The organism is Streptomyces sp. NBC_01381 (assembly GCF_026340305.1).
Classification (GTDB): Bacteria; Actinomycetota; Actinomycetes; order Streptomycetales; family Streptomycetaceae; genus Streptomyces.
On the sequence record NZ_JAPEPI010000001.1, the window covers coordinates 3,754,094 to 3,767,151 of the forward strand.

11 protein-coding genes are annotated in these 13,058 nt (G+C 72.2%); 2 read left to right on the forward strand and 9 right to left on the reverse strand.

What is annotated here, in order from left to right; translation table 11 throughout:
* Positions 1 to 14 precede the first annotated feature (14 nt).
* Complete coding sequence (locus tag OG453_RS17500; RefSeq protein WP_266868822.1) at positions 15 to 1,502, reverse strand: aldehyde dehydrogenase; 1,488 nt, start codon at positions 1,500 to 1,502, stop codon at positions 15 to 17.
* A 324-nt stretch (positions 1,503 to 1,826) separates the two neighbouring features.
* Here OG453_RS17500 and OG453_RS17505 point away from each other — a divergent pair, with 324 nt between their 5' ends.
* Positions 1,827 to 3,209: an MFS transporter gene (locus OG453_RS17505; protein ID WP_266868823.1), complete on the forward strand. Its 1,383-nt coding sequence runs from the start codon at positions 1,827 to 1,829 to the stop codon at positions 3,207 to 3,209.
* 86 nt (positions 3,210 to 3,295) lie between these two features.
* Here OG453_RS17505 and OG453_RS17510 read toward each other — a convergent pair whose 3' ends face one another.
* From OG453_RS17510 to OG453_RS17545, 8 genes are read right to left on the reverse strand one after another with little or no spacing between them, the layout of a single operon-like run.
* Positions 3,296 to 4,048 (reverse strand): ferredoxin reductase, encoded by a 753-nt coding sequence (locus OG453_RS17510; RefSeq protein WP_266868824.1) that lies wholly within the window; start codon positions 4,046 to 4,048, stop codon positions 3,296 to 3,298.
* A complete protein-coding gene (locus OG453_RS17515; RefSeq protein ID WP_266868826.1) occupies positions 4,041 to 4,670 on the reverse strand; it encodes a sulfite oxidase-like oxidoreductase in 630 nt (209 codons plus the stop codon). The genes OG453_RS17510 and OG453_RS17515 overlap by 8 nt, the downstream gene beginning before the upstream one ends.
* Positions 4,667 to 6,040, reverse strand: coding sequence for an amidohydrolase (locus tag OG453_RS17520; RefSeq protein WP_266868827.1), 1,374 nt, complete (start codon positions 6,038 to 6,040; stop codon positions 4,667 to 4,669). Before OG453_RS17520 ends, OG453_RS17515 begins: the two co-directional genes overlap by 4 nt.
* Before the next feature lie 48 nt (positions 6,041 to 6,088).
* Positions 6,089 to 6,853 carry a purine-nucleoside phosphorylase gene (locus tag OG453_RS17525; RefSeq protein ID WP_266868828.1) on the reverse strand — a complete coding sequence of 255 codons (765 nt, stop codon included), beginning with the start codon at positions 6,851 to 6,853 and terminating at the stop codon, positions 6,089 to 6,091.
* A complete protein-coding gene (locus OG453_RS17530) occupies positions 6,850 to 7,770 on the reverse strand; it encodes an ABC transporter permease (RefSeq protein ID WP_266868829.1) in 921 nt (306 codons plus the stop codon). Before OG453_RS17530 ends, OG453_RS17525 begins: the two co-directional genes overlap by 4 nt.
* Positions 7,767 to 8,864 carry an ABC transporter permease gene (locus OG453_RS17535; RefSeq protein WP_266868830.1) on the reverse strand — a complete coding sequence of 366 codons (1,098 nt, stop codon included), beginning with the start codon at positions 8,862 to 8,864 and terminating at the stop codon, positions 7,767 to 7,769. The genes OG453_RS17530 and OG453_RS17535 overlap by 4 nt, the downstream gene beginning before the upstream one ends.
* A gap of 1 nt (position 8,865) precedes the next feature.
* Positions 8,866 to 10,581, reverse strand: coding sequence for an ABC transporter ATP-binding protein (locus tag OG453_RS17540; RefSeq protein ID WP_266868831.1), 1,716 nt, complete (start codon positions 10,579 to 10,581; stop codon positions 8,866 to 8,868).
* Positions 10,565 to 11,611 carry a BMP family ABC transporter substrate-binding protein gene (locus tag OG453_RS17545; protein ID WP_266868832.1) on the reverse strand — a complete coding sequence of 349 codons (1,047 nt, stop codon included), beginning with the start codon at positions 11,609 to 11,611 and terminating at the stop codon, positions 10,565 to 10,567. Before OG453_RS17545 ends, OG453_RS17540 begins: the two co-directional genes overlap by 17 nt.
* 350 nt (positions 11,612 to 11,961) lie before the next feature.
* Between OG453_RS17545 and mtnA the strand changes: the two genes are divergently transcribed.
* Positions 11,962 to 13,023 carry an S-methyl-5-thioribose-1-phosphate isomerase gene (gene mtnA, locus OG453_RS17550; protein WP_266868834.1) on the forward strand — a complete coding sequence of 354 codons (1,062 nt, stop codon included), beginning with the start codon at positions 11,962 to 11,964 and terminating at the stop codon, positions 13,021 to 13,023.
* Positions 13,024 to 13,058: the final 35 nt, after the last annotated feature.

A 13,058-nucleotide genomic window follows, 5' to 3' on the forward strand; every position in this document is an offset into this window, starting at 1 on the left:
CAGAGGTACGGGGATCAGTTGGCCCAGGGGAGCGGCGCGTCCGAGACGCCCCAGTACAGGGACTTCTGGCGCTGGTAGGCGCGGATGCCGTCGCGGCCCTTCTCCCGGCCGAGACCGCTCTCCTTCATGCCGCCGAAGGGCGTGGCGATGCTGAACTGCTTGTAGGTGTTGATCCAGACGGTGCCCGCGTCGACGCGGCGCGCGATCTGCCAGGCGGCCCGGTGGTCGCGGGTCCAGATGCCGCAGGCCAGGCCGTAGACGCTGGAGTTGGCCTGTCGTGCGAGGTCGTCCTCGTCGTCGAAGGGCAGCGCGACGAGGACGGGTCCGAAGATCTCCTCCTGGCAGGTGCGGGAGGAGTTGGGAAGACCGTCGATGACGGTGGGCAGGTAGTACGCCCCGTCGCGGTACTCGGCACCCTCCGGAACCGCCCCGCCGCACAGCACCCTCGCGCCTTCCGAGCGCGCGAGATCGACGTACGCGGCGACCGAGTCCCGGTGCCTGTGGTGCACGAGCGGCGCGACCTGGGTGTCGGGGGCGGTGCCGGGACCGACCCGCAACTTCCGCACCCGCTCGACCAGTTCACCGACGAACTCGGCGTAGATCTCCCGCGCCACGAAGAGCCGCGACCCGGCGATGCAGGACTGCCCGCTGGAGGAGAACACCCCGAACATCACCCCGGCCAGAGCCTGTTCGACATCGGCGTCGGCGAGGACGACCGTCGGCGACTTGCCGCCCAGCTCCAGCGAGACCGGCATCAGCTTCTCGGCGGCCGCGTGGGCGAGCGTACGGCCCGTGCTCGTGCCGCCGGTGAAGGTGACCTTGCCGACCCGCGGATCGCGCACGATCGCGTCGCCGACGATGCTGCCGCGCCCCGGCAGGACGGACAACAGGCCTGCGGGCAGGCCGAGTTCATCGAGCGCACCGGAGATGATCCGGCCGAGCGAGAGCGAGACGAGCGGGGTCCACTCGGCGGGCTTGAGCAGCACCGCGTTGCCGCCCGCGAGCGCCGGGGCGAGCTTCTGGGCATCGCTGGCGACGGGGGAGTTCCAGGGGTTGACCGCGCCGACGACGCCGATTGGCTCGTACACGCTCATCGTCACGTAGTCGCCGCGCGAGGGCGTGATCGCCTCCTCCGCCGTCTCAAGGGCGGCCGCCGTGTAGCGGAACGTAGCCGCGGCGCTGGCCACCAGGGCGCGGGTCTCGGTGAGGGCCTTGCCGGTGTCGGCGGTCTGCAGAGCGGCGAGTTCTTCAGCCGACTCCTCGATCAACTCGGCTATGCGGTGCAGCAGTTGGGCGCGCTGATGGGGCAGGAGCCGGCGCCACCGCGGGTCGGCGGCGGCCTGTGCCGCCCCTTGCGCCGCCTCGGCGACCTCGTCGGGGGAGACCGCGTGCACGGTGGCGAGCGTGCGGCCCGTCGCCGGGTCGACGGTGTCGGCCGGGCCGCCCGAACCACGACGCCACCGGCCCGCTATGAGGGCTTCGTCGGCTGGGATGCGGGGCATGGGGGCCTCCTGGCGCGCTGGGTCTGATCCGGGGTGGACCACGCGGTGTTCAGCGGTGGGTTCATCCGGTCCGGATGCTCTTCGGTAAGCGCTAGAAATCTAAGGGCTTAAATATCTGGAACGCAAGACCCATCCGTGACCGTTCTTCGATGATTTCCCCTGCGGAGGCTCTTGACGGGCTCCGGTGTCCGGACGGTACAACTTAAGCGCTTAGAAACTTTGCGCTTACTTGCTCCTCGACTCGGGTTTCCCCAGACTCCGCAGTCGGAGCGTTCCCTCCCCCGCTCGTCCCCGCCCTCGTCCCCTCAGCAGCGGAGTACCCGCATGACGATCGACGCTTCCCCGGACCATGCGGTCCGGGCCGCCATAGCCGCCCGCTTCGAACGGCTCCCCCTGTGCCGCTGGCACGTCACCGTCCGGCTCATCGTGGGCGCGGTCACCTTCTTCGAGGCCTTCGACCAGCTCCTGATCGCCTACGCCCTGCCGGGGCTGCGGCAGGAGTGGGACCTCAGCACCTCCGCAGCGACCCTGCTGCTCACCGTCGGCTCCATCGGCATGCTGGTCGGGGCGCTGCTCTCCGGGCGGCTCGCGGACCGGATCGGCCGGGTGAAGGTCATCGCGCTGTGCATCGCGCTGTCCAGCGCCGCCAACCTGGCCCTGTCCCTGGCCACCTCGCCCGAGATGTTCATGGGCCTGCGCTTCATCCAGGGCCTGGCGATCGGCGGCGAGGTTCCGGTGGCGGCGACCTTCATCGCCGAGATCACCCGCAGCCACAAACGCGGCCGCTTCGTCCTCCTCTACGAGCTGGTGTTCCCGGCGGGCCTGACCGTGGGCGCGCTCGTCGCGGCCTGGGTGGTGCCGATCCTCGGCTGGCGCTGGATGTACGCCCTGGCCGCGCTCCCGGGGCTGCTCTGCATCCTCGTACAGCGCAAGGTGCCCGAGTCGCCGCGGTGGCTCGCCGACCACGGCAGGGCGCAGGAGGCCGCCGATGTGATGAGCGGGATCGAGGCCGAGGTCGAACGGGTGACGGGGAAGCCGCTGCCGCCGCCCGCACCCGAGCCGCTTCCGGCCGTGGCGCCGGGGGAGGGGGAGCGAGGGCTGCGAGGCCTGTTCACCGGCCGCTACCGGCGGCGCACCCTCGTGATCGGCGTCCTCTGGTTCACCGGCTACTTCGTGAACTACGGCATCACGTCCTGGCTCCCCACGATCTACCAGAACCGCTACGGCCTCTCCCTCTCGGACGCGCTCCTCTACTCCACGGTCACGTCCTGTGCGGGGCTGCTCGGCTGCCTCGTCGCGGCGCTGACCGTCGACAGGGCGGGGCGCCGGCGGGTCATCACCGGGTGTCTTGGCGGGGCGGCGGCGATGCTGCTGGTCCTCGCGTTCCTGGGGGCGGGCACGCCGCTGCAGGTCCTGGCGTGGACCTCGCTCGCCGCGGTCTTCTTCTTCGGGTCCAACATCTGCCTGTACCTGTACACGCCGGAGCTCTTTCCCACGCGGATGCGCGCGCTGGGGAGCAGTGTGGGCGGGGCGATGAATCGGCTGGGGGTCATCCTGGGGCCGATTGTGGTGGGGGCGGTGTACGCGGGCGGTCGTGTGTCGACGGTGTTCGTGGTGCTGGGGGCCGTCGCGGTCGTGGGGGCGGTGGTCGCCGCGCTCGGGGCCGAGGAGACCGCGGGGCGGCGCTTGGAGGAGGTTTCGCCGTAGGGCGGGGAAGTATCAGCCCGTCCGGCGTTTGAGGACGAACTCGGCGGAGCCGGTGATCGACGGTGCGCAGAACCCCGGTGGAGCCCTCAGCCGAACCGCTCGATCCGGACCCGGTCCACCGGCTGGCCCGCGGCCACCAGCAGGCGCGACGCGTGCTCCGCGAATCCGTTCGAGCCGCAGATGTACGCCTCCCAGCCGCCCTCGGGCAGCGAGGACGAGGAAAGCAGCGGGGCCAGGTGCCCCGCTGCCAGGCGGCCCTCCGTACCCGTGAGGATCACCCGCGTCTCGTCCCCGTACTCATCCGCGTAGATGAGATCCGACGGCGTACGGGCGGAGACCAGGAGCCGCAGCGGGACACTCGGCCCCGCCTTCCGCCAGTGCCGCAGCATCGACATCAGGGGGACCACCCCTGAGCCTGCCCCCAGGAGCAGTGCCGGCCGGTCTCCAGGCCAGGCGAAGAAGCCGGACAGCGGGCCCCGCACCTCGACGGTGTCGCCGACGCGGGCCACCGTGTGGAGGTGCCCGGACACCTCGCCGCCCGGCACATGGTCCAAGGTCAGTTCGATCTCGCCGGACGCCTCCGCGTCCTCTGGAGCAGACGCGATCGAGTAGTGGCGCTGGGCGACATAGCCGTCCGGAGCCGTCAGGCGCAGCATCAGGTGCTGGCCCGGCAGATGTCCCTGCCAGTCGGGCACCTTGAGGCGGAACGTCGAGGCGGCGGGCGTCTCCCGGCGGATCTCGACGACCGTCGCCCGCTGCCAGACGGCCGCCGCGCGATTGCTCACCGCGATCCTGCCGGGCACGGCGAACCGCGTAGGGGGTACGAAGGTGTCAGTCACCGGAGTAGCGCTCCTCCCGCCAGGGATTGCCCCGGTGGTGATAGCCGTTCTGTTCCCAGAAGCCCGGCTCGTCGTGGTCGAGGAGCCGCAGCCCCGCGATCCACTTCGCGCTCTTCCAGAAGTAGAGGTGCGGGACGATCAGGCGGGCGGGCCCGCCGTGCTCGGGCGGCAGGGGCCCGTCCCCGTACTCCCAGACGATCCAGGCCTTGCCGTCCGTGACGTCGGACAGGGGGAGGTTCGTGGTGTAGCCGGTGTGCGAGTACGCGACGACGTGCGTGGCCTCGGGGCGCGGCCCCGCGGCGGCCAGGAACGCGTCGAGGCTCACCCCGCCGAAGCGCACCCCGAACTTGGACCAGCTGGTCACGCAGTGGATGTCCCCGCGGTACTCGGACGCGGGCAGCGCGTGCGCCTCGTCCCACGTCCAGGTGCGGGGGGACGTGACCAGGCCGTCCACGCGGAACGTCCAGTCCGCGGGCGTCAGGTCTGGCGTCACCTCGGCAGAGAGGACCGGCCAGCCGTCGGCCGCGTCGTACTGGCCGGGCGGCAGCCGCGGATCGCGGTCGGCGGCGCGGGCGCGGCCGGTGAAGCCGCGGGTGGGCTCGAAGGCCGTTTCGGAGGTCATACGGTGCTTGCCACTTCGGAGGTGCTGATCGGTGCGGTGGATGCCGCCGCGTCCCGCAGGGTGCTGAGCGCGTGCTGTTCGTCCACGGTTTCCAGCGTACGGTCGCGCATCAGGACCCGGCCGTCGACGACCGTGTCGCGGACGTCGGAGGACGCGGCGCTGTACGCCAGCATCGACCACGGGTCGTGCCGGGGCGCGAGGTGCGGCCGGGAGAGGTCCAGGACTATCAGGTCCGCGCGCTTGCCGGATTCGAGCGAGCCGAGCTGGTCGGCGAGGCCCAGCGCCCGCGCCGACTCGATGGTCGCCATGCGGACCGCCTGCTCGGCGCCGACCGCCGTCGGGTCGCCGCCCGCCTTGTGCACCAGCGCCGCGAGGTTCACCGCGCCGAGCAGATCGAGGGTGTTGGAGCTCACCGCGCCGTCCGTGCCGAGGCCCACCGTGACGCCCGCGTCGAGGAGGTCGGGGACGCGGGCTATGCCGCAGCCCAGCTTCAGGTTCGACACCGGGCAGTGTGCGACCGCCGTGCCGGTGCGGGCGAGCATCGCGATTTCCGCGTCGGTGAGGTCGACCGCGTGCGCCAGCAGCGTGTCGGGGCCGAGCACGCCGAGCGATTCGAGCAGCTCCACGGGGCGCATGCCGTGCTGCTCGACGACGGTTGCCACCTCGCCCGCGTTCTCGGCGGCGTGGATGTGCAGGAGGGCCCCGTGCTCACGGGCGAGCGCGGTGATCGCCGTCAGCTGCTCGGGCACCAGGGTGTACGCGGAGTGCGCGAAGAGCACCGGGCGTGTGCCCGGCGCCGGGGTGCGGGCGGCGAGGTCGGCCGCCGCCCAGCCGAGTCGGTCGGCGTAGGCGCGGCCGTCCGGCGGGCCCGGCACGTCCATGAACGTGGGTCCGGTGAGCAGCCGCCACCCGGCGTCGCGGGCCACCGCCTCGGCCGCCTCGTGGAACCAGTACATGTCGAGCGCGGCGGTGACCCCGGCGCGTACGGACTCGGCGATCGCACCGAGCATCCCCGCCGTGACCGTCTCCGGTGAGAGCCGCTCCGCCTCGGCCGGGATCACGCGGGCCAGAAAGCCCTGCAGCGTGACGTCGTCGGCGATGCCGCGGAACAGCGTCATCGCGAGGTGCGTGTGCGTGTTGATGAGGCCGGGAAGGACGAGACAGCCCTCGGCGTCCAGCTCCTCGGCCGCCTCGTACGTGGCCCGCAGCCGCTCCGCCGGGCCGACCTCGACGATCTTCCCGGCGCGGACGGCGACCGCGCCGTCCGTCACGACGGTGCCCGACGGGTCGACGGTGAGTACGTCGCCGCCGTGGACCAGGAGATCGACGGAGCCGCCCCGGTCCTGGGCCGGCAGGTCAGTGGGGTGCATCGGTTCCGTTCTCCGTGGTCTTCGTCGGCCTGGGGGCGGGCGCGCGGCTCAGTGGTCGGCGCCGGCCAGCAGGCGCAGCGCGTCCAAGGTTATCCGGGCGCCCCGGTCTACTCCCTCGGCGACCACGTCGCGGTGCGGGTTGTAGCCGCCGGTGGCCTCCTCGTCTACCAGCTCGTCGGCGTTGGCGCCGTCCACGACGAGCGCGCCGCCCGCGACCAGGCCGTGCGTGGCGGCGAAGACGAGCAGCGCCGAGAGCTCCATCTCGATGGCGGCGATCCCGGCCGCCGCGTACGCCTCGCCGGGCAGCGGCAGGAAGCCCGGCTGGAACGCGGCCCGCGTCCACACCACGCCCCGGTGGTACGGCGCGCCGGCCGCCCGCGCGGCGCGCTGCAGCGCGATGACCGCCTCCGGGGTCGAGAACGCCGGGTACTCGGCGGGGATCAGCTGCCCCGTCACGCCGTCGTCGCGCACCGCCGCGTCGGCGATGACCAGGTCGCCGTCGCCGATGCCGGGGCGGATCGCGCCCGCTGTGCCGAGCCGCAGGATGGTGGTGACGCCCGCCTCTGCCAGCTCCTGGAAGAGGAGGATCGCCCCCGGTGCGCCGACGCCGTGCGATGCGACCACGACGGGCGTGCCCTGCCAGGTGCCGGTGAAGGTGCGGTACTCGCGGTGGTACGACACCTCCTTCGCGTCGGCGAGGAGGTCGGCGACGGCCGCCGCGCGGGCCGGGTCGCCGACGACGACCGCGCTGGTGGGCAGGCCGGTGCGGGGGACGCGGGTGATGGGCAGTGTGTCGCCGGGCGACGTCGTCATGCGGGTTCTCCTACCGGGGATGGCGGGGATGCCGGGGATGGCGGGGACTTGCGGCGGCGCCTGCGCGCCGTGGACAGGAAGAGGGCGACCAGCGTCACCACGTACGGAGCCGCGTCGGTCGCCTGCTGCGGCATGCCGAGCCCCTGCAGCCGGAAGCCGACGGCCTCCGCGATGCCGAAGAGCAGCCCCGCGAGCAGCACGCCAAGGGGCAGCGCGCGGCCCAGCATCACGGCGACCACGGCGATCCAGCCACGGCCCGCCGTCATGTTCTCGGAGAACAACGTGACGTTGCCGAGGGCGAGTTGAGCGCCCGCGAGCCCGCACAGGACGCCGGACGTCAGGACGGCCGCGTACTGATACTTCGCCGGACTGACGCCCAGCGTCGCCGCCGCGTCGGGCGCCTCGCCGACGCCGCGAAGCCGCAGGCCCCACGGGTGGCGGGCGAGGAACACCGCCGCCACGGCGACGGCGGCCCACGACAGATACACGAGGGCGGAGTGCCCGGACAGGACGGGACCGACGAACGGGATGTCGATGCCGCCGAGACCCGCCAACTCCGGGTCGGAGAAGGTGCCTTGCACGCCGAAGACCGTACGCAGCAGGAATCCGGTGAGGCCGACCGCGAGGAGGTTCAGCGCGACGCCGAGGACGACGGCGTCGCCGCGCAGCCTGATCGTCCCGACGGCCAGAATCATCGAGTACGCCGCCGAAGCCAGGGCGGCGAACGCGACACCCAGCCAGGCGCTTCCGGTGAACCAGCTGCCCGCGACGCCGCTGAAGCAGCCGACCAGCATCATGCCTTCGAGGCCGATGTTGAACACGCCGGCCCGCTCACAGATCGCGCCGCCGAGTGCGGCGAGCAGGATCGGGGTGAGCGCGAGCAGCGCGGAGTGGAACAGGGCGGAGTCGACGCTCATCGCACGCTCACTTCCTTCGCATCATGCGTGTCGGCGGGCTTCTTCCTGGCGCGCCGCCAGGTCAGATTCAGCCGGGCGGCGAGGAAGACGATGACGACGGCCTGCAGGACCTGGGTCAGCTCGCGCGGCACCTCCGTGGTCCGCTCCATGGCGAGCCCGCCCACTTCGAGCGCGGCGAAGAACAGCGCGGCGAGCGCGGTCCCGATGGGCGCGGCGGCGGCGAGCAGGGCGGCGGTGAGGCCGGTCCAGGTGTGTCCGGCGGCGGTGAGCGACCCGTCGATGAAGCGGTACGGGAAGCTGAGCACGCCGATCGCGCCGACCAGGCCCGCGACGGCGCCGGACAGCGCCATCAGACGCAGCGTCAGCTTGGGCCGGTCGACCCCGGCGTACGCGGCGAAACGCGGATTGAGCCCCGTCATGCGGACCTCGTAACCGGCGGCGGTACGGGCGTCCGCGAAGAGGTACACGGCGGCGGCGACCGCCACGAGCACAAGGCCCACGGTCACGGTCGAGGCCCCGAAGGCGGGCAGCTCCACCCCGTCCGGCAGCCGCCGGGTCTGCGGAAGGCTCGACCCCTCCTCCTTGAGCGGGAAGCGCGCGAGATAGGAGGCGAAGGACATGGCCGGATACCCGAGCAGCAGACTGCTGACCAACAGCGGTACGCCGAACCGGTTCTGGCACACCGCGGCGAGCGCGGCGTACGCGCCGCCGGCCGCCATCCCCGCGAGCAGCGCGGCGACGACGGTGAGCGGCGCGGGCAGCGGCGAGTAGAGCCCCGTGGCGGCGGCCGCGATCCCGCCGAGCACCAACTGCCCGTCCCCGCCGAGGTTCAGCAGCCCGGCCCGCATCGGAATCGCGAGCGCGACGGCGAGCCCGATGATGCTGGTCCCGGTGGTCAGCGTGGACCCGATCCCGTCGGGCCCGAGCGCCCCACTGACGACGGAGCCGTACGCCCCGATGGGATCGGCCCCGGTCCCGATGAGGAAGAGCGCGCCGACGAGAACGGCGGCGACGACGGAGTGCAGGGCGGGCGCGCGAAGCACGCGCGCGCCGAGCGCCCCCAATGTGCCGGGGGACTGCGTCTCGACGGCCATGTCAGGGGCCCTCCTTCACGGGCGCGGTGTCGTCACTCTCGCGCGGAGCGGGGACGACGGAGGGATCGCCATCGGACCGGCCGCCGAGGGAGACAGCGGCATCGGCCGGGCTGATATCGCCGCCATCATCACGACGCAAGCGAGGAGCCACCTCTGCCGGGGCGTTGCCCGCCGCGCCGTCGGCGTCGTCCGCCGGGCCCGTCGCCGCGTTCGCGTCTGCTCCGCCCGCCATCGCGAGGCCGAGCGTCTGCTCGTCCGCGTCGTCGCGGGCGTACTCCGCTGCCACCCGGCCCTCGTACATCACCAGGACGCGGTCCGAGAGGCCGCGGATCTCGCTGAGTTCGGCGGAGACCAGGAGGATCGCGTGGCCCGCGTCGCGGTGGGCGATCAACTGGTCGTGGATGGTCTGGATGGCGCCGATGTCGACGCCTCGGGTGGGCTGTTCGACGATCAACAGGGGGGATTCATGGGCCAGTTCGCGGCCGATCACCAGTTTCTGGAGGTTGCCGCCGGACAGTGAGCCCGCCGTGTGCCGGGACGAGGCCGCCTTGACGCCGAAGCGGTCGATCAGGACGCGGGCATGTTCGCGGAGCCAGGACGGGCGGAGCAGGCCGTGGCCCCGGTGGTGGCCCATGGCCAGGTTCTCCGCGATCGTCGCGGCCGGTGCCGTGCCGACCGCCGTGCGGTCCTCGGGGACGTACGCGAGACCCGCCGCACGGCGGCCCGCGGCCGTCGCCTCGGTGATGTCCTGCCCGGAGAGGGTGACTTGGCCGGCGGTGAGCGGACGCAGGCCCGTGATCGCCTCGGCCAGTTCGGACTGGCCGTTGCCCGCCACGCCCGCGACGCCGACGATCTCCCCGGCCCGCACGGTGAGCGAGACGTCATGGACGGCGTCCGTGCTCAGGGCTGTGACAGTAAGGACTTGACCGCCGGGTGTGCCCGACGTGTGCACCCGGTCCAGTTCGACCGCGCGGCCCGTCATCGCCGCCGCGATCCCGTCCGCCGTGGTGTCAGAGGTGCGCATCCGCGCCGCCACCCGGCCGTCCCGCAGGACCGTCACCGCGTCGCTGCCCTCCATCACCTCACGGAGCTTGTGGGTGACCAGGAGGACCGTGCGGCCGTCGTTCGCGAGAGACCGCAGCACGCCGAACAGCGCGTCGGCCTCCGCCGGGGTCAGCACCGCCGTCGGCTCGTCGAGGATGAGCGTACGGGCGCCCCGGTAAAGGAGTTTGAGGATTTCGACGCGCTGTCGCACACCGACCGGCAGGTCCCCGACCTTCGCCGCCGGGTCCACCGCGAGCCCGTGCTCCTTGGCGAGCGCACCCACACGCCGCACCGCCTCCGCCCGGTCCGTCAGACCGAAGCGGCGCGGCTCGGCGGCGTACACGACGTTCTCCGCGACCGTGAAGGAAGGGAACAGCTTGAAGCTCTGGTGCACCATGCCGAGCCCGGCGGCGATCGCCTCGCTCGGACTGGCGAACGTCACCTCGCGCCCGTCGAGCAGGATCTGCCCGGCGTCCGGCCGCTGAAGGCCGTAGAGCACCGACATCAGCGTCGACTTGCCCGCGCCGTTCTCGCCCATCAGGGCGTGGATCTCACCGCGCGCGACGGTCAGATCCACCCGGTCGTTGGCGAGCGTGCCGGGGAACTCCTTGGTGATCCCGCGGAGTTCGACGGCGGGCGTATCGGCCTTGACGGACTCAGGCCGCGGGGTCATTGACCTTCAGCTTCCCGGCGACGATGTCGTCCCGCAGCGACTCGACACGCTTGAGCACGTCCTTGTGGTCGGCGATCAGGCACTTGGAGTCCGCGAGCCCCGGCTCGAGCGCCGTCAGCGACATGCCGCCCTCCTTCAGGCCGTACGACACCGTGCTGCCGCCCTTGCCCTTCAGGATCTGCGCGATGCCCTTCTCGACGGCGACATCGGTCTTCTTGAGTACGTTGTCCACGACGTCGCCGGGGCTCGTCAGGCACTGGTTGGCGTCCACGCCGTACGCCTTGAAGCCACCGGACTTCGCCGCCTGGAAGACGCCCGTGTTGCCGCCCGCCGCGGCCGCCATCACCTGGTCGGCCCCGCCCGAACCGAGCGTCGCCGCCTGGTCCTTGGCGCGCGCGGCGTCATTGAACGGCGACTGCCCGCCCACGAACAGCGTGCGCGACTTGGCCTTCGGCTGGACCTTCTTCGCACCGGCCGCGAACGGCTCGCTGTAGCGCCGGAACTGCGGGGTGTCGAGTACGTCGACGGCGCCCACCTTCTTGCTCTTGGTGAGCAGACCCGCCTCCGCGCCCGCGAGGTACACCGCCTCGTGCTCCCGGAAGACCGCGCAGGTGACGTTCTTGTACGTCTTCTTCGTGCACGCGTCGACGAGCAGGAACTGCTGCTTGGGGTGCGCCTCGGCCTGCTGCGCCGCGATGTCCGAGAACTCGAAGCCGACCAGCACGATGACGTCGGGCGCGGAGTCCACGGCCGACTGCACGTTCTGCTGCCGCGAGGACGTGTCGCTGCTCTGGAAGACCTTCGGCGTCCCGGCGCCCTGCGCCTTCGCGGCCGACTTCACACCGGAGACGGCCAGTTTGAGGAACTCGTTCTGGGCCACGGGGTCCGGCGTGACGAGCGTGAACGCCTTGGCGCCCTTGTCGCCGTCGGAGCCACCCTTGTCGGCGGCGGCGTTGCAGCCGGAGGCGAGGAGGACGGCACCGACGGTGGCGGCGGTGATCCTGAGGGATATGCGCGTGGAGAGGGACATAGGGGAGCGCCTTCTCGAAGGTGCCTGGGAGCCCAGGCGGTGGCGGGGAGCGGACGGTGCGGAGCAGTGTCGCTCAGCGGCGACAGGAGCGACAGCCACGACAGCGGCACATGCGCCGGGCGTCGAAGGACACGGCGGGGCAGCGCATGACGTCCGTGCCGTTGATGGCGTCGTACATGGCTGTCCTCCTCGCACCGTGGGTCGATCCGTCCTGGGTGGCGGTGAGGGTAACACCGGATTTCGGACAGCCGCACGAACGTCTCGAAATATGGTTCGAGCCCGTCGGGTACGGTGACGACACCCCTCCTCCCACGGCCCCAATCGCCCCTGTTTCTTCGGAGTTGACCACCATGACCAGCCAGGATCTGCGCGCCGTCACGTGGACGGCGGCCGCGGAGGGCGGCGCTGTCCCGTCCCTCTCGCTCATCGACCAGACCGCGCTGCCGCACGCCCTGAACCGCCTCGACGTCACCACCGTCGACGAGCTGATCGACGCCATCGTGCGGCTCGTGGTGCGCGGCGCGCCCGCGATCGGCGCGGCCGGTGGTTATGGCGTCGCGCTCGCCATGGCGCAGGGCGAACGTGAGGGCTGGGACCGTGCGCGCCTTGACGCGGAGGTGGCCCGCGTGCGGGCGGCACGACCCACTGCCGTGAACCTGATGGTCTGCGTGGACCGGGTCGCCCCGCTCATCGACGCGGGTCTGCCGGCGGTGCTCGCCGAGGCGGACGCGATCGTGCGGGAGGACCTGGAGGCGAACCACGCGATGGGCGCGTTCGGCGCCGACTGGCTCCTCAAGCGCGTCCCCGCGGCCGCCGAGCGTCCGCTGCGGATCCTCACCCACTGCAACACGGGCGCGCTCGCCACGGCGGGCTGGGGCACGGCGCTCGGCGTCATACGCGAACTCCACGGCCGTGCCCGCCTGGAGACCGTGTACGCCGACGAGACCCGCCCCCTGCTGCAGGGCGCGCGGCTCACCGCGTGGGAGCTGGTGCAGGAGGGGATACCGCACTTCGTGCAGGCGGACGGCGCCGCAGCGGGGACGATCCTGCGGGGTGAGGTGGACGCGGCGATCGTCGGGGCGGACCGGATCGCGGCGAACGGCGACACGGCCAACAAGGTCGGCACGGTGGGGATCGCGCTGGCGTGCGCGCACGCGGGGATCCCGTTCGTGGTGGCAGCGCCGACGACGACGGTCGATCTCGCCACGGCGACGGGTTCGGACATCCACATCGAACTGCGGGGCGAGGACGAGGTGTTGGAGTGGGCGGGCGTCCGCACGGCACCGGCCGGCTCGCGCGGCCACAACCCCGCGTTCGACGTGACACCGGGTTCGCTGGTGACGGCGCTGGTGACGGAGCGGGGCGTGCGGGAGGTTTCGGCGGGCGAGTTGCCGGTGGGCGGGCTGAGCTAAGGGCGCCTGGACCCCCGTACAAGATGGCCTCAAAC